Here is a 15,904-nt window from a genome sequence, read left to right on the forward strand (position 1 = left end):
AGGGGAGATAACATGAAACAAGCAGAAAAGCTACACGCACTCCAAGAGTTGTTGGCAGAATTAAAAACGGTCGTAGTGGCGTATTCCGGTGGTGTAGATAGCACATTTTTATTAGCTGTTGCTTTGCAGACATTAGGCAAAGACCATGTGCTGGCGGTGACGGCAAACTCCGAAACGCTTCCTGAACGGGAACTCGCGGAGGCAAAGGAATTCGCGGCGAGCTTAGGTGCACATCATCAAGTGATAGAAACATCAGAATTAGCCGTTGAAGGCTTTGAGGATAACTTGCAAAATCGTTGCTATTTGTGCCGTGATAATCTGTTTGAGAATTTACGGCCAATTTTAGAAGCTGAAGGCTTTGAAAATATTGTTTTCGGATTGATTGCTGATGATATGGGTGAGCACCGACCCGGTGTTGTTGCAGCCAGAGAACACGGCGTACGCGGTCCTCTTCAAGAAGTAGAGTTATATAAAGACGAGATACGGGCGCTATCACAAGAGATGGGCTTGAGTACATGGAATAAGCCTTCCTATGCCTGTTTGGCATCACGAATTGCTTACGAAGAAAAGATCACTATCGGAAAATTAGAAAAGGTGGACCAGGCAGAACAATGCGTACAATCCTTCGGTGTTCGTCAAGTGCGCGTACGTGCTCACGAACAGATCGCCCGCATTGAAGTGGAGCCCGGAGATATGGAAAAGGTGCTCAATCATCATGATGAGATTACCGGTCAGCTACGTGAACTAGGGTTTGTCTACGTAACACTAGATTTAGCAGGTTACAAAAGCGGCAGCATGAATGCTGCCTTAGCCACAGAAAAAGCGAACTGAGAGGGGAAGTATGACAAATTTTGAAGATCTTGGTTTTAGCAAAGTGGATTATGATCGGGAAGAACGTACAGGTTTCCCGGAAATCGTATATGGCTTGTCCAAAACAAGTGAACAGTTAAAAAAAATTGTCGAAAAGCTCGTTTCGAATCATAACAAAACCCTGGTTACCCGCATTAGTAAAGAGAAGGCTACGGATGTGATGGCTTCAGTTCCCGGAGGTGATTACTGTGCACGCTCACAAACCCTTGTTTATGGTGAAAATGAACCGCTAGACGAGGGGTACGTATTGATTGCATGTGCGGGCACGTCGGATCTTCCTGTGGCTGATGAAGCTGCACGTACATGTAAATGGATGGGCTGTCGAGTGAAAACATTATACGATGTGGGTGTTGCCGGGATCGATCGCTTGCTTGCCCATCGCGAACTCATTCAAGGGGCAAGCGTGGTCATTGTGATTGCAGGCATGGAGGGCGCGTTGGCAAGCGTGGTCGGGGGATTGGTGAAGCGCCCGGTCATCGCGGTCCCAACATCTGTGGGTTATGGAACGAATCTTGAAGGTCTCACACCACTTTTGGCTATGCTTAATTCCTGTTCATCGGGCATGAGTGTGGTTAATATTGACAACGGGTTTGGTGGGGCATATCAAGCGACTCTTATAATGAAATTGGCAGTTGATGGAGGGCATCCGAATTGAAAACCTTATATATCGACACAGTATCTGGTATTGCCGGAGATATGACACTGGCTGCGCTTGCGGATTTGGGGGTAAATCTGGAGAAAGTTGCTGTTGATTTGCGAACATTACCCATTGATACTTTTGCGATGGATACAAAAAATATCGACAAGAAAGGGATATCGTCAAAGCAATTACTGCTTACGCTTGATGAGGAACATAGCCATCAACATGGTCACGGACATCACCATAGTCATAACCATGATCATTCACACGACCATCATCACCATCGCAAAGCGTCTGACATTCTGGCAATGATTGCAGATAGCGAGCTTCCAGAACGGGTGAAAGAAAGAAGTATGAAAATATTTGAAGTCATCGCGGATTCTGAAGGTAAAATCCATGGGATGGACCCAAAAGATGTCCATTTCCATGAGGTCGGCGCCATGGATTCCATTATTGATATTATCGGTGTTTGCTTGGCGTTAGAGCAATTGGACGTTGATCAAATTACGGCTTCACCCGTGCCCACCGGATCTGGCAAGTTGCATATGGCACATGGACTTTATCCAATTCCGGCACCGGCAACGGCTGATTTGTTAAAAGGAATACCATTAGTATCATTTGACGTTACCGGTGAACTCACAACTCCTACAGGTGCCGGGATATTAAAAGCACTAAGTAATCATTTCGGACCGATTCCCGAGGGAACGATCACTGGCATTGGTTATGGTGCCGGAAAAAAAGATTTCCCCCATCACCCCAATGTTTTACGTGTGCTGCTCATGGAAGGTGTGCAAAGCCATCAAAACCAGGAAAGGATCCATATCCTGGAATGCCAAGTCGATGATATGACAGGTGAAGTGCTAGGCTATACGATGGAGAAATTGTTTGAAATTGGTGTACTGGACGCGTATTATACACCTGTTTATATGAAAAAAAACCGACCTGGTGTGTTGATTACGGCACTTACAGACACACTTCATGTGGATGAAGCAGAAAAATGCCTGTTAGAAGAGACAAGCACATTTGGGGTAAGACGTACAGAGGCAAAGCGACACCCTTTACATCGTAAAGTTGAATCCTTTTCCACCTCACTGGGTGACGTTAGAGTAAAGATAGGGTATGATAAAAATAAAACGTATCAAACCTCGCTTGAGTATGAAGACATTAGGCAGATTGCACAAAAAGAGGGCAAATCTTTTGCGCATGTATATGAAAGGGTTTGGCGAGAAATCAGCATTGACGATCAAATAAACCATCAGTAAAAATGAAAAAACCTCCTACTAGAAGTAGGAGGAAACCCAATAGATGAATCGGATAAATTTATGTTATCTCAGCCTCGTTTAATGCCGAGAGTGTAAAAATCTTACTCAAGGAGAGATTTATAATGAAATATTTTGCTGTATTGTTACCTACTATTGATGCAGAAAAAAGTGCTGAATATCGTTCCCAGCATTTAGATTATCTGGAGAAGATGAGAAATGACGGACATATTTTTGCTAATGGACGTTTTACTGACGGATCTGGCGGATTGGTCATTTATACGGCACAGAATTTAGAGCAAGCTGTTCGCTATGTTCAAAATGATCCATTTGTGATTCACAAAGCCAGGGGCTATGAGATTCACGAATGGGATATGGTTCTTCCAGGAACTTGACAATAAAGGATGAACAAAAGAAGTAGCCATGGGTTCCAGTCAAAATCAGTATTCTTAAGTATAGGATCTTCAGCAGACTTCAGCCTGAAAAGCGACTTTCTGTCGTGAACATTCATGTCCAAATCCACCTGCTTTAGCAGGTGGATCATTTAGTGTGCCCCGCAGTCACACAATCTAGGTGGTTAAAATCCACCCGGTAACTTGCCCTTTTGAAGTGCCGTAGCCGAAGCAACGGCCCCCTCTCTCAGGAGGAAGGTCGGACAGGGTGTCTCTAGAGATAGAGAATCTGAAAGGTCTGCAGGCAAAATCCAGCCCGGAACATGATGTGAACCAGAGGTGGCGGCGATGGTGGGTGACCCGCCTAAATGACGGGGAAACCTACGGAAGACCGTATCTTGTCGGGAAACATGAAGAAGGGAACGACCGGCAAGGCTCATCGACGTGTTTAGGGTCGGGATGGATGGAAAAGAAGGTGTGATGACCGGGGGAAGCACTGTAGGCTCCTTATGGCAAACGCCATAAGGTAGAGGAGGTATAACCCGAACGGGGAAAGCCAAATCGATGGCACTGCAGGTGGCGGAAGAACCCGTAGTAGTGAGGAAATCCGAGCCAATGAAGCCTGGTGACAGGATGGAGGCGAAAACTCGGATGAGGAGATGCAAGGAGTTGTCTTGCCCGGTGTAAAGCCAAAAGCTCTGCATCGGAGGTGAAGGGGTTCTACTTTGTCAACGTTGGGAATAATCGCGAGTGGGTTACGTAAGCGCCTTAATGAAAAGAGGTGTAACCGAGTGGGTGGCGTCCCTGCCAACCGTTCCTGAACGTGAGGAAAGAAGGGCACCGGCGACTTGAGTACATCGCCTGGAAGAGGAGCGATTGGAGCATTCCTAGACACGCACTTGTGGGCGGTGGAACGAGCAAAGAATCGTGATCTGTAGCGAGCATAAGACCAACGTGGTGAGAAGCGCGAAGGTGGTGATAGAGATAAAACAACCAACGCGCAGATACTATTCCATCATTGATAAGGTGTATCGAATGGAAAACCTGCAAGAAGCGGTGAAAACCAATAAGGGGAGTGCAGGCATTGACGGGGAAACCATCAAGTGGTTTGAGATTCAGGAGGATCAGAACCTGAGAGAAATCCAACGATTCCTCCAGGAGAATCGTTACCAACCCAATCCAGCCTTGCGGCACTACATCCCCAAGGATGACGGTAAAAAGAAGCGCCCACTTGGTATCCCAACAGTGCGGGATCGCATCGTGCAACAAGCCGTGCGGCAGATGATTGAACCTCTTTTTGATCGAGACTTCTATCGTCACAGTTACGGATTCCGGAAAGAGCATTCCCAGCATCAGGCGCTCGATACCGTCGTATGAATACGTGGTGGATCTTGATATCCAGTCATACTTTGACAATATTTCGCACGATACCCTGATGGATAAGGTACGGGAGAAAATTGCCGATGGGAGAATCTTGGATCTGATCGAGTCCTGGCTAAAAGCCGGGATCATGGAAGATGCGCAGTTCTATGAAACGAACTTAGGTTCCCCTCAAGGTGGGTTATGCAAAGCTTTGCATAAGGTGGATCCATTAGTATTCTGCTGAGTAACCTTTACCTTCACTATGTACTGGACTTATGGTTTGAAAAGAGTGTCAAACCAAGGTTGAAAGGAGAAGCATATCTTCTTCGATTCATTGATGATTTCGTTGTATGCTTTCAATATCGTTCGGATGCCAAACGCTTCCATAAAGCGCTGGAAAACCGATTACAGAAATTCTCGTTAGAGCTGGAGCCTGATAAAACAGGACTTGTCGAATTTGGGCGGTTTGCCCAAAGGCATGCGAAGGCAGAAGGTAAGAAGGTGGACACCATATACTTCCTAGGTTTCACCCATTTCTGCACAACCAACCAGAAAGGAAATTTCATGGTGGGGCGGAAAACCGAGAAAAGCAGGCTTAAGCGAAGTATTGGAAACATGAAAGAAACATTAAGACGTATTCGGCATTCACCACTCTATGATCAAGCTGAGATCATCAACAAGAAACTGCAAGGGCATTATGCGTATTATGGCGTAGCTGGGAATTTTCAATCCCTTGTTAAAGTCTACGAAGCAACCGTCAAGTATTGGCGGAAAATGTTAAGCAGTCGGAGTCGAAAAGGATATGTCACGTGGGAGAAATTCCATGAGTTGCGGACATTGTTTCCATTATTGCGTCCGAAAATTTCAATTCCGTATCGGAAACTGAAATTCTACGCAATGCTGTAAAACCATTTCTGAAGAGCCTGGTGCGGGAAATCTGCACGCCAGGTTCTGTGGGGGTTTAGGCCACCAATGGGTGGCCATTCTACCCGGAGAAGAAACATAAGTCGTAGTTGATCAGCGCATGTTAAGCTTCGTATGATGGTTCTTGGAATTGTCTAAATCATGATGATCTTTTGATTAGGATATTTCTCAAGCACTTTCAAAATGTGAAGAACACTTTAGCATCATAGCGCCTTCCTTAACACAAAACGTTTCATGATCAAGGGGCTCTAATAACTTGACGACTTGGTATTTTCCGTAAGTTGGGGGGGCGTCTTTTGTTGTTCTAATGGAAAAGTCTAATATCAATTGAAACTACCATATCGTTATTTCCAAGTAACAGAATAAAAAATAAAATCAATTACTTAATAAGAGTTATTCCCGTACAGGCCACCCCTCCCGCTTATATGCCATATCCCAGAACATATACTCATACCGGCTCGTGTTCAGAAAAATGGCCTCCAGTCGGTCCAGCTCTTCTTTCGTTTTTCCTTTCGCGAGTTCATCCAGTTTCCCGATCAACCATTCGCCAATTTCGCCGAATTCATCGGAAGCATACATCCGCACCCATTCGCCGTATCGTTCGTGTTCGGTGGCGCCGGGGATTTTCGCGAGTTCAAGGCCGATTTCGTAATAGCTCCAGGCGCACGGGAGAATAGCTGCGATCAGCTCCGCGATGGACCCCTTTTGGGCTTCCGCCATCATGTAGCCACTGTAAGCAAGGGTGATAGGGCCGGGAACAGTTTCTTCAAGATCTTCACGGGAAATGCCCAGACGTTCAGCATAGGAACGATGAAGATCCATTTCCATGTTCAAGGTTTCGTCGAGGGCTTTGGCGAATCCGGACATCGTTTTCAAGTCAGGCGCAAGAACGGTGCCCATGGCCATGACGCGGGAATACTCAATTAAGTATTTGTAATCCTGGCACATGAAAAATTTAAAAGATTCAATGTCCAATGTGCCGTGTCCGATTCCCTGTACAAAGGGATGTTCATGACTTGCTTTCCAGATCGGGTCCGCTGTTTTTCGAATGCGTTTGCTGAATGTCATTATGATCTCTCCTTTGGTTGATTGCACCACTTAACGATGAAGCGGAGCAGTGTTTTCGTGTAGTCCAGCAATTGATCGATGTTGAGTTGTTCATTAATGGCGTGCGCATGTTTCAATTTTCCGGGGCCGTAGCAAACCGTAGGGATGCCGGCCTCGGCGAGCCAACCGCCGTCATTGACAGATGGCGACATGGATATTTTTGCAGGTTTTGAAAATGTATGCTCATGCGCTTTCATCAAGTCATCGACAGCTGCATGATCTTCATCAACGGTAAAAGACGGAAACACCTCGCCGCGCTCTTCAATCATCGATGCGCCGCCCCATTGAAACGTTGGGGGGTAATTTTTCATCCAGAGATCTGCGTTTGCCGTTGCCAGTAGGTGTTCTTCGATTTCTTTTGCCACGGAATCTGCACTTTCATCCGGATAAAAATGAACAGTGATCCAGAGCCGACATTCGTCTGCTACGAAAGCGGCATGGCGCCCCCCTTCAATGACAGCGGGGTTAATCGTGTTCGTCCCCGGAGTGAAACCGGGATATGATTTGTTAATCGCCCAATCACGCTCTAATTCTTGTAGGGCGGTAATCAACTTGTTCATTTTTTCGATGGCGCTTGCCGCGCGTAATCCACCACCGGCGTGGACCATACGGTGGCGTGTGCCATCATGATGGGTCGTCGGGCTTTTCACCGTTACCCAGCCTGTGATCACACCGCCTTGTCCGTGAATCTCACAATCGCTTGTGTCGGCGACGATGGCGAAATCCGCATCATAGCCCCGATCGCAACACTGCTTCGTGCCGGCCTCTCCAACTTCCTCGCCAATCACAGATTGCAACAACATGTCTCCGCGAAGCTCGACGTTATTCTCGTGCAACAGTTGAAGCGCAAATAAACAGGCGGCAACACCTCCTTTCATATCCGCTGCTCCACGTCCGAAGAGCGTTCGATCGCGGATAACTGCTTCAAACGGAGGCGTTTCCCAGTCTTCGTCTTCTTCCACCGAGGCCACATCGATGTGGCCATTCAATATTAGACTATGAAAATTTTCTGAATGGGAGCCTTTACGTGAGCCAACAACATTCGGATCCCCGAGGTAAACGTCCCAGTGGTCTACATCAAAACCGATCGTTTGGAGTTTGTCGGCTATGTATCTTTGAATCTCATCTGTGTTTCTGGCCGGCGGCGCAGGTGTGCGAAACGCGATTAAATCCGAAAGCAAGCTAATTAACTCATCTCTGCGCTCTTCCACTTGTTGAATGAGCGTTTCCATCTTTCTTCACCTCTTAGAAAATTTGGTTTTTCGTCGCTTTTATGGCGAAAGCCTTCGCCCAACTTATGCAGGTAATAAAGTTGGTTTATACTTTTTTACCTGAAAACAAAATAAAAACCACTTCAGGGAAGTGGCAACAACAAACAATATACGTCATCAGCCCACTTCCCTCCGCCAGTGCGAACTGGATCAGGTGAATAAGGGTCGAGGCTATGCCTCTCTCAGCTAATAAAAGCACCCCTAGTGGTTTTAAATATTTTAATTTACTTTATTAAAAGTAACATAAAAAAAGAAAATAATCAAATATTTCCTGCCGGTCGTTTGATTGGGTATATACAAGGGAAAAGGATAACAATCATTTTCCAAAGGTATAATATGACTGTAGTGATCGGCCACAGGGGCTATTATCAAAAATAAAACAAAAGGGAAACTCAAATTTATACTGGCAAGGGAAGGTGAGAAGAGACCTTTATGTCTGCGCAGGCAAAAAAACCGGAACTATACGTGTTATCAGAAACCGCGATCAATATTGTTTTTGGGACGGAAATTGATCCGGAAATCCATAAACGCACAAAAAAATTGATGGACTTGTTGGAAGAAGCTCCATTCGAATGGTATCTCGAATGCGTTCCGAGCTATACTGGTCTAACCGTCTTTTACGACCCGATAAAGGTGCTCCGTATCATGGGGAAAAGAGACACCCCGAGTGCATACGTGATGGAAAAGTTGCGGGAAAAAGTTCGTGAGATAGGGGAGACGACGGGGGAAGAAGGCGAGAGGGCTGTCGTAACGATCCCCGTTTGTTATGAAGAAGCTTTTGGTCTCGATTTGTCCCATGTGGCGACGGAGAATGGCCTTTCTGAAGAAGAAGTGATCCGAATTCATACAAGCGGCGAGTATCTGGTATACATGATCGGTTTTGCTCCCGGCTTTTCTTTTCTTGGCGGTATGTCGCAAAAGATTGCTACGCCGCGCAGGAGTGAACCACGAACAAAAATCCCCGCCGGTGCTGTCGGAATCGCCGGCATTCAAACAGGAGTGTATCCGCTTGAGACACCGGGAGGATGGCAACTGATCGGGCAAACACCCCTTAAAATGTTTGACCCTAACCGGGAACAACCGAGCTTGCTGAAGTCCGGGGACACGGTTTATTTTAAGGCAATTACGCGCACGGAGTTCGAAGCGTACGAGGAGGGGGACATGTGAGTTTATCTATCTTGAAAGCGGGCTTGTTTACGACCGTTCAAGATCGAGGCCGAATTGGCTTTTTGCAGCACGGGGTTTTGGAGAGCGGCGCGATGGATCGTATCGCTTTGCAAAGCGCAAATGCCATCGTGGGCAATCATGAAAATGAAGCTGTGCTTGAAATGACGATGAACGGTCCGGAGATCAAGGTCGAGAGGGATAGTCTTATAGCAGTAACAGGGGGCGGAATGGTGCCAACAGTCAATGGTACGGCTTACTCACTTGGGGTACCTCTTTTTGTCCCTGCCGAAAGTACGCTTGCGTTTAAACCGGTTGCCCTCGGTTATCGCGCTTATCTGGCGGTTGCGGGTAGTATCGATGTACCTGTAGTGATGAATAGTAAGAGTACGTATGTGCGTGCGGGAATCGGAGGTTTTGAAGGTAGAGCACTTCAAAAAGGTGACCGATTACATATAGGGAAGAAAAATAAAGAAGCGATGAAGCGATTTGATCAAATTGCTCAAAAAGCGGATGGCGGCGTCTTCGCTGAAAACTGGGGAGCAAATGGCAGTCTGCTCGACCGCGGACAACAAAAAATACGGGCGTTTCCCGGTACCCATTTTAAGCAGTTTACAGCGAAGAGTCGGGAACGATTTTTCCAACAAGCGTTTACCGTTTCGACACAATCGGATCGTATGGGGTATCGGTTGCAAACAGAAGAAGACGCTCCCATCGAACGCCAAGAATCTTTTAGCCTCTTATCGGAACCTGTCGCGTTTGGGACGGTGCAAGTTCCGAGTGATGGCCAACCGATCGTTTTAATGGCTGATCGGCAGACGACAGGCGGGTATCCGCGTTTTGCACAAGTGGCAGCGGTTGATTTAGGGCGGTTTGCCCAGTTCCGGCCGAATGAACAAGTAATGTTTGAACCGATTACCTTTCAAGAAGCTGAAACGCTTTATTTAAAACAAGCCCAAGCAATGCGTGAAAGAAAAATAGGGATTGCTTTAAAATGGAAAGATTATTAGATATTCCGGGTGAGGATATTTGCTCATATGGGGAGGATGTAAAATGAAAACCATCGACATGAACTGTGATATGGGTGAAAGCTTTGGCGTTTATACACTTGGAACGGATGAGGAAATTCTCCCTTACGTTTCTTCCGCCAACATCGCCTGTGGATTTCATGCTGGCGATCCTTCGATCATGCGGAAAACGGTGAAACTGGCGATTGAAAATGATGTTGCAATCGGTGCGCATCCCGGATTGCCGGATCTCATGGGATTTGGGCGTCGTCACATTGACCTTTTACCCGAGGAAGCGTACGACATTGTCGCCTATCAAGTTGGCGCGTTATGGGGTGTCGTACAAACGGAAGGCGGACGACTGCGACATGTGAAAGCCCATGGCATGCTCTATAATAGGGCGACGCAGGACCCGGAACTAGCAGATGCCATTGCCCGGGCGGTTTATGATATTGATCCCGACCTGGTTCTTTTCGGCCTGGCCGGTGGCGAGCTCCTTAAAGCGGGAAAAAAAATCGGGTTGAAAACGGGCAGTGAGGTATTCGCCGACCGTACGTATCAGGAAGATGGAACACTTACCTCACGTCGTGAGGCGAACGCTTTGGTTGAGGACGCCGACGTAGCGGGAGATCAAGTCATTCGCATGACTGACGAGGGTAAAGTGCGTTCGCAACAAGGCAAAGACGTGGATATCCTCGCCGAAACCGTCTGTATCCACGGCGACGGTCCCCATGCATTGGCGTTCGGGAAGAACATTCGGAAAAAAATCGAAAATGCCGATATCGATATTCGGCCAATCGGATAGATGCATGCTTGAATGCTGTCGTGACATTCGTCGCGACAGCATTCATCATAAAATCCTCTTTCAGGTCATCCACTTGTCACCTGTTGCTGATTACGGATGCGTTTGATATTAAAATGCATCAGAATAGCCATCACAAGTGCTATCGCTAACAAAAAGATAAATAAAACAAAGGCATCTGTATAATCAGCGGTAGCTCCAACGATTGTGGAAACAGCCATTGGCCCGAAAACACCTGCCATTGCCCAGGCGGTTAGTGTATAGCCGTGAATCGCTCCCAACTGTTTCGTGCCAAATAAATCGCCGATGTAAGCCGGCAAACAGGCGAAGCCTCCGCCATAGCAAGTCATGATAATAAATAAGAGAATCGCGAAAAAGATTTCATTGGTTGTGAATGGCAAGAGGATAAATGCTCCCAATTGTAATGCGAAAAAGATCATATACGTGTTTGTGCGGCCGATATAATCCGAAGCGCTTGCCCAGCCAATTCTCCCGAAACCGTTGAAAAAACCCATGATGCCGACAATGGTCGCCGCGGCGGCTGAGCTTGTGCCTGTAATCGCCTGCGTCATATTTGAGGCGACAGCGAGCAGCATGATCCCCGCGGAAATGTTGATAAACATCATCCCCCACAGCAAATAAAAACGGAATGTTTTCAATGATTGTCGGGCATTGAGTTGCGCCAGATCTCCCTGGGTATCTTTTTTCTTTTCCTTCTTTTTTTGTTCCTGCTTTTTCATGCTTGCCGGTTCCCAACCTTCCGGTGGCGGAGCGATATAGCTGGCACCGGCAAACATGAGGATTAAATAGGCAACTCCTAGCGTGTAGAATGTCGCAGGAATACTAATCATGCCCATCAAGCTTTCGGCCACCGGGCTGGTAATGAGAGAACCGGCACCGAAGCCGAGGACGGCCATGCCTGTTGCGAGTCCGCGTCTGTCCGGAAACCACTTAACGAGGGTGGAAACGGGCGATATGTAACCGATCCCAAGACCGACACCACCGATCACGCCGTAAAAAAGAATAAAGAGAGGTAAACTCTCCATCTGTATCCCGAAACCCGCACCTAATGTTCCCGTGCCAAACAGAACGGCAGAGATCATGGCGGATTTGCTGGGACCGTTACGCTCGACAAATTTTCCGAGAAAAGCGGCGGACATCCCGAGAAAAAATATTGCAGTCGTAAAGGCGAATGTTACCGCCCCGATGTCCCAACCAAGCGATTCGTTCAATGGATTTTGGTACACACTATAGGCATAGACGGAACCGATCGACAAATGAATAGCAATGGCTGATACAGCAATTAACCAACGATTTTTGTTTGCTTGCAAAATATACACCCCTTTTCACTTATGAAAATATTGAAACATACTCGGTAAGTACCCCACAAGGTGTTGCGGTTGAAACATATATAAAATACACGATTTTAAACAAGTCTATTTCGGCAGCTTGTTTTACATTGTTGTTAAAAAATGATATATATTAGAAAAAGAATACGGTAAGGAGGTCTTCTAAAATGCCGGATGTAACGGTAAATGGCAAGCGTATACATGCAAAGGAAAAGCAGAACGTACTGGATGTATTGACTGAACATGACATTGAAGTGCCAAGCCTGTGTTACCACCCAAGCCTTGGTGCTATTGAAACGTGTGACACGTGCATCGTCAGTGTGAACGGAGAATTGGTACGTTCGTGCTCCGCGACGGTAAAGGACGGAGACGCGATCGCTACGAACGAAGAGGCACATGAAGCACAACTAATCGCGATGGACCGCATTCTCGGTAATCATGAACTGTACTGTACAGTCTGTGATTACAACAACGGCAACTGCGAGATACATAATGCGGTCAAAGAGATGAGAATGAGCCATCAAGAGACCCCTTTTGATTTCAAGCCCTATGAAGTGGACCGCAATGCTTTCTATCGTTATGATCCCGATCAGTGCATTTTGTGCGGGCGGTGTGTGGAAGCTTGTCAAGACGTGCAAGTAACGGAAACGCTAACGATCGATTGGGACAGGCAGCGCCCGCGCGTTATCTGGGACAAGGACTCTCCTATCGAAGAATCTTCTTGTGTTAATTGCGGGCATTGTTCGACGGTGTGCCCGTGCAACGCCATGATGGAAGTGGGCATGGAAGGCGAAGCTGGTTTTTTAACGGGAATTAAAGATTCCTCCATGCGCCCGCTCATCAATATTACCAAAGAGGTAGAAACGGGTTATGAGCAACTCATGACCATCTCAGATATGGAAGCCTCGATGCGAGAAAATCGCATTGAAAAAACAAAAACCGTATGTACGTACTGTGGAGTAGGTTGCTCCTTTGATGTCTGGACGAAAGATCGCAAAGTTCTCAAAGTTGAGCCGCAGTCGGAAGCGCCGGCAAACGGAATTTCTACTTGTGTAAAAGGGAAGTTTGGCTGGGACTTTGTCAATAGTGAGGAGCGGTTGACGAAACCGCTGATTCGGGAAGGAGATGCTTTCCGGGAGGCGGAATGGGAAGAAGCTTACGATTTGATCGTCCATAAATTCAAGGAAGAAAAAGAGAAAAACGGTCCCGACTCACTTGCGTTTATTACGTCTTCCAAATGTACGAACGAAGATTCATATGTCATGCAAAAGCTCAGCCGCGCGGTGATCGGAACAAACAACGTTGATAATTGCTCCCGTTATTGCCAATCCCCGGCCACGATGGGGCTATGGAGAACGGTTGGTTACGGCGGCGATTCTGGAAGTATCACAGACATCGAAAAAGCTGAGCTCGTCATTATTACCGGTTCGAATACGGCGGAAGCCCATCCGGTACTTGCGACAAGGGTGAAACGGTCTCAAAAACTTCATGGACAAAAAGTAATTGTCGCGGATCTGCGTAAACACGAAATGGCCGATCGGGCCGACCGTTTTGTCCAACCGAAAGCGGGATCGGATCTCGTCTGGATTTCAGCCGTCACGAAATACATCATTGATAAAGGTTGGCATGACCAGGCGTTTTTAGATGAGCATGTCAACGGCTTAAAAGATTATATCAAAAGCCTTGAACCGTACACCCTCGATTATGCCGAGGAAGTTACCGGTTTGACGAAAGAGGAAATGATCGAGATTGCCACATCGATCCACGAAGCGGAAACGACGAGCTTTTTATGGGCGATGGGCATCACGCAACATGGCGGAGGCTCTGACACGAGCACGGCCATATCGAACTTGATGCTCGTGACCGGCAATTACATGAAACCGGGTGCGGGAACGTATCCGTTGCGCGGACATAACAACGTCCAAGGCGCCAGTGACTTTGGCAGCATGCCTGATCGTTTCCCGGGTTACGAAAAAGTGCACGATGATGCGGTCCGTGAACGTTATGAAAAAGGCTGGGATGTGGATCTTCCGGCAGAACCCGGATTGAATAATCATGAAATGGTCGCTGCTATCCACGACGGAAATTTAAATGTGATGTACCTAAAAGGGGAAGAGATGGGTATCGTCGATTCCAACGCCAATTATGTGCAAGAAGCACTCGAAAAATTGGATTTCTTCGTCGTCCAGGACATCTTTTTTTCAAAAACGGCCGAGTTTGCGGATGTAGTGTTGCCTGCGTCTCCAAGTTTTGAAAAAGAGGGAACGTTTACGAATACGGAACGCCGTTTTCAGCGTTTGTATCAAGTGTTCGATCCGCTCGGCGATTCAAAGCCTGATTGGAAAATTATTATGGAAATCGCCAATCGCATGGGTGCAAACTGGAACTTCGAGCATCCAAGCGAAATTATGGATGAAGCAGCCTCCCTGGCCCCGATGTTTGCAGGCGTCAGCTATGATCGCCTGGAAGGGTATAACAGCTTGCAATGGCCGGTAGCCGCAGATGGCACAGATACGCCGCTTCTATTCGAGAATCGGTTCCCGTTTCCGGACGGCAAAGCAAAGCTTTTTCCTGTGGAGTGGACGAAACCGCTTGAGATGGGTGAAGAATATGACCTTCACGTCAATAACGGGCGTATGCTCGAACATTTCCACGAAGGAAATCTGACGTATAAATCCGAAGGGATAACGAAGAAAACACCGAGTGTTTTTCTTGAAGTCTCTCCGGAACTTGCGAAAGAACGCGGGCTGGAAGATGGAACGGTGGTGCGTTTAACGTCGCCTTACGGCAATGTGAAAGTTCCTTGTCTCGTTACGGATCGCGTAAAAGGCAAAGAACTGTATTTGCCGATGAATGACTCGGGCGATGGAGCGATTAACTATTTAACGAGCAGCCATGCCGATAAAGATACGGATACCCCCGCTTATAAAGAAGTCTCGGCCAAAATGGAAATTCTGGAACCGAAAGGAGAAAGCCCATTGCCGAGAATCAACCATCGCAATGGCAACCCGCAACCGCAAATAGGGGTAGCGGTGGAAAAGAAATGGGAACGCAAGGATTACACATTTCCAGGCGATCTCGTGAAAGAAAGGAGGTCTCAGCACAATGGCTAAAGCGACAAAAGTGATCCATCGCATCGAACCGACCGACGAAGAATTGCGCAAGCGAGATTGGGATCAAATTGAAGCCACCCTTTTGGAAAACAAAGATGTCATCGCCGATACGTTTGAGCTGATGAAACAGCTTCAGGAAAGGGAAGTGTTCCATGCGCTGAACGCCCTCCTTAAACAAGGGGATGAAGTGCTGGAAAGACTGACCACAGCCATTGATAACTCTGAAGCCACCCAATCAATGAAAAACTCGCTGCTCATGTTTAGCGTACTCGGAAACCTAAATATGGAAGAAATAGAACCGCTTATTTTAAAAGTGAATGCGGCCGTTTCCCAAGTGGCCGAATACGAACATTACGGAAAAGAGGGAGGCGGATACCCCGCCCTCCTTCGTACCATGAAAGACCCGGAAGTCGTTGAAGGCATGAATGTGATGATGGCTTTTCTCAAAGGATTCGGCGCTAATCAAGAACACAAAGAAAAATTGGAGGATCAAGGCGCCCAACTTCAACACGAGTCGGAAAAACCGGTATCCGGAAGCCGTGTATCCCGTCGTTCGTCTCCTTCGTCCAACAAATGGTATGTTGCCGCAGCTGGTGTATCTCTGCTTGTTTTGCCTTTTATGTTTAAGAAACAAGGTTCGTGAT

15 protein-coding genes, 1 pseudogene and 1 riboswitch are annotated in these 15,904 nt (G+C 47.1%); of the genes and pseudogenes, 13 read left to right on the forward strand and 3 right to left on the reverse strand.

The features are described from left to right. Positions 1-12: 12 nt before the first annotated feature. The 8 genes and pseudogenes from larE to HUG20_RS19055 all read left to right on the forward strand — a co-directional run bounded on the left by larE (position 13) and on the right by HUG20_RS19055 (position 5,429). Positions 13-831, forward strand: a complete 819-nt coding sequence (larE, locus tag HUG20_RS02620; protein WP_200087757.1) for an ATP-dependent sacrificial sulfur transferase LarE — start codon at positions 13-15, stop codon at positions 829-831. A gap of 10 nt (positions 832-841) precedes the next feature. Then, entirely contained in the window at positions 842-1,525 is a 684-nt protein-coding gene (larB, locus tag HUG20_RS02625) for a nickel pincer cofactor biosynthesis protein LarB (protein WP_200087761.1), read from the forward strand. Further along, complete coding sequence (larC, locus tag HUG20_RS02630; protein ID WP_246476506.1) at positions 1,522-2,772, forward strand: nickel pincer cofactor biosynthesis protein LarC; 1,251 nt, start codon at positions 1,522-1,524, stop codon at positions 2,770-2,772. The genes larB and larC overlap by 4 nt, the downstream gene beginning before the upstream one ends. A 122-nt stretch (positions 2,773-2,894) precedes the next feature. Then, positions 2,895-3,164 carry a YciI family protein gene (locus HUG20_RS02635; RefSeq protein WP_200087762.1) on the forward strand — a complete coding sequence of 90 codons (270 nt, stop codon included), beginning with the start codon at positions 2,895-2,897 and terminating at the stop codon, positions 3,162-3,164. A gap of 265 nt (positions 3,165-3,429) precedes the next feature. After that, entirely contained in the window at positions 3,430-3,642 is a 213-nt protein-coding gene (locus HUG20_RS02640) for a hypothetical protein (protein WP_200087763.1), read from the forward strand. Between the two features lie 491 nt (positions 3,643-4,133). After that, a complete protein-coding gene (locus HUG20_RS19050) occupies positions 4,134-4,538 on the forward strand; it encodes a reverse transcriptase family protein (protein ID WP_246476507.1) in 405 nt (134 codons plus the stop codon). A gap of 213 nt (positions 4,539-4,751) precedes the next feature. Next, positions 4,752-5,042, forward strand: a pseudogene (locus HUG20_RS19330) (reverse transcriptase domain-containing protein); the annotation flags it as partial. Between the two features lie 96 nt (positions 5,043-5,138). Next, complete coding sequence (locus HUG20_RS19055) at positions 5,139-5,429, forward strand: hypothetical protein (protein WP_246476508.1); 291 nt, start codon at positions 5,139-5,141, stop codon at positions 5,427-5,429. Positions 5,430-5,840: 411 nt separating this feature from the next. Here HUG20_RS19055 and tenA read toward each other — a convergent pair whose 3' ends face one another. Together tenA and HUG20_RS02655 are read right to left on the reverse strand one after the other, a co-directional pair. Beyond that, positions 5,841-6,515 carry a thiaminase II gene (tenA, locus tag HUG20_RS02650; RefSeq protein WP_200087771.1) on the reverse strand — a complete coding sequence of 225 codons (675 nt, stop codon included), beginning with the start codon at positions 6,513-6,515 and terminating at the stop codon, positions 5,841-5,843. Further along, positions 6,515-7,786 carry an acetylornithine deacetylase gene (locus tag HUG20_RS02655; protein WP_200087774.1) on the reverse strand — a complete coding sequence of 424 codons (1,272 nt, stop codon included), beginning with the start codon at positions 7,784-7,786 and terminating at the stop codon, positions 6,515-6,517. Before HUG20_RS02655 ends, tenA begins: the two co-directional genes overlap by 1 nt. 149 nt (positions 7,787-7,935) lie before the next feature. Further along, a riboswitch (TPP riboswitch) is annotated at positions 7,936-8,038 on the reverse strand. Positions 8,039-8,257: 219 nt separating this feature from the next. Here HUG20_RS02655 and pxpB point away from each other — a divergent pair. The 3 genes from pxpB to HUG20_RS02670 are packed head-to-tail and all read left to right on the forward strand — an operon-like array spanning position 8,258 to position 10,801. Beyond that, positions 8,258-8,992: a 5-oxoprolinase subunit PxpB gene (pxpB, locus tag HUG20_RS02660; protein ID WP_200087783.1), complete on the forward strand. Its 735-nt coding sequence runs from the start codon at positions 8,258-8,260 to the stop codon at positions 8,990-8,992. Next, a complete protein-coding gene (locus tag HUG20_RS02665; protein WP_200087785.1) occupies positions 8,989-9,999 on the forward strand; it encodes a 5-oxoprolinase subunit C family protein in 1,011 nt (336 codons plus the stop codon). The genes pxpB and HUG20_RS02665 overlap by 4 nt, the downstream gene beginning before the upstream one ends. A 43-nt stretch (positions 10,000-10,042) precedes the next feature. Continuing rightward, entirely contained in the window at positions 10,043-10,801 is a 759-nt protein-coding gene (locus tag HUG20_RS02670; protein WP_200087787.1) for a LamB/YcsF family protein, read from the forward strand. Positions 10,802-10,866: 65 nt separating this feature from the next. Here the strand turns inward: HUG20_RS02670 and HUG20_RS02675 are convergent, their stop codons facing one another. Continuing rightward, positions 10,867-12,129 (reverse strand): L-lactate MFS transporter, encoded by a 1,263-nt coding sequence (locus tag HUG20_RS02675; protein WP_200087789.1) that lies wholly within the window; start codon positions 12,127-12,129, stop codon positions 10,867-10,869. Positions 12,130-12,314: 185 nt separating this feature from the next. On the opposite strand from HUG20_RS02675, the gene fdhF reads away from it, so the two are divergent. Together fdhF and HUG20_RS02685 are read left to right on the forward strand one after the other, a co-directional pair. Next, positions 12,315-15,260, forward strand: coding sequence for a formate dehydrogenase subunit alpha (gene fdhF / locus HUG20_RS02680; protein WP_200087793.1), 2,946 nt, complete (start codon positions 12,315-12,317; stop codon positions 15,258-15,260). Next, complete coding sequence (locus HUG20_RS02685; protein WP_200087794.1) at positions 15,253-15,903, forward strand: helical membrane plugin domain-containing protein; 651 nt, start codon at positions 15,253-15,255, stop codon at positions 15,901-15,903. Before fdhF ends, HUG20_RS02685 begins: the two co-directional genes overlap by 8 nt. Position 15,904 lies beyond the last annotated feature (1 nt).

This window comes from Salicibibacter cibi (assembly GCF_016495865.1).
GTDB classification, from domain to species: domain Bacteria; phylum Bacillota; class Bacilli; order Bacillales; family Marinococcaceae; genus Salicibibacter; species Salicibibacter cibi.

What these genes read in the sequence shown, in the direction of transcription:
- fdhF (WP_200087793.1), top strand. Translation starts at nt 12,315, where the DNA reads ATGCCGGATGTAACGGTAAATGGCAAGCGTATACATGCAAAGGAAAAG.
- HUG20_RS02670 (WP_200087787.1), top strand. Translation starts at nt 10,043, where the DNA reads ATGAAAACCATCGACATGAACTGTGATATGGGTGAAAGCTTTGGCGTT.
- larB (WP_200087761.1), top strand. Translation starts at nt 842, where the DNA reads ATGACAAATTTTGAAGATCTTGGTTTTAGCAAAGTGGATTATGATCGG.
- HUG20_RS02655 (WP_200087774.1), bottom strand. Translation starts at nt 7,786, where the DNA reads ATGGAAACGCTCATTCAACAAGTGGAAGAGCGCAGAGATGAGTTAATT.
- pxpB (WP_200087783.1), top strand. Translation starts at nt 8,258, where the DNA reads ATGTCTGCGCAGGCAAAAAAACCGGAACTATACGTGTTATCAGAAACC.
- tenA (WP_200087771.1), bottom strand. Translation starts at nt 6,515, where the DNA reads ATGACATTCAGCAAACGCATTCGAAAAACAGCGGACCCGATCTGGAAA.
- HUG20_RS19055 (WP_246476508.1), top strand. Translation starts at nt 5,139, where the DNA reads ATGAAAGAAACATTAAGACGTATTCGGCATTCACCACTCTATGATCAA.
- HUG20_RS02685 (WP_200087794.1), top strand. Translation starts at nt 15,253, where the DNA reads ATGGCTAAAGCGACAAAAGTGATCCATCGCATCGAACCGACCGACGAA.
- larE (WP_200087757.1), top strand. Translation starts at nt 13, where the DNA reads ATGAAACAAGCAGAAAAGCTACACGCACTCCAAGAGTTGTTGGCAGAA.
- HUG20_RS02635 (WP_200087762.1), top strand. Translation starts at nt 2,895, where the DNA reads ATGAAATATTTTGCTGTATTGTTACCTACTATTGATGCAGAAAAAAGT.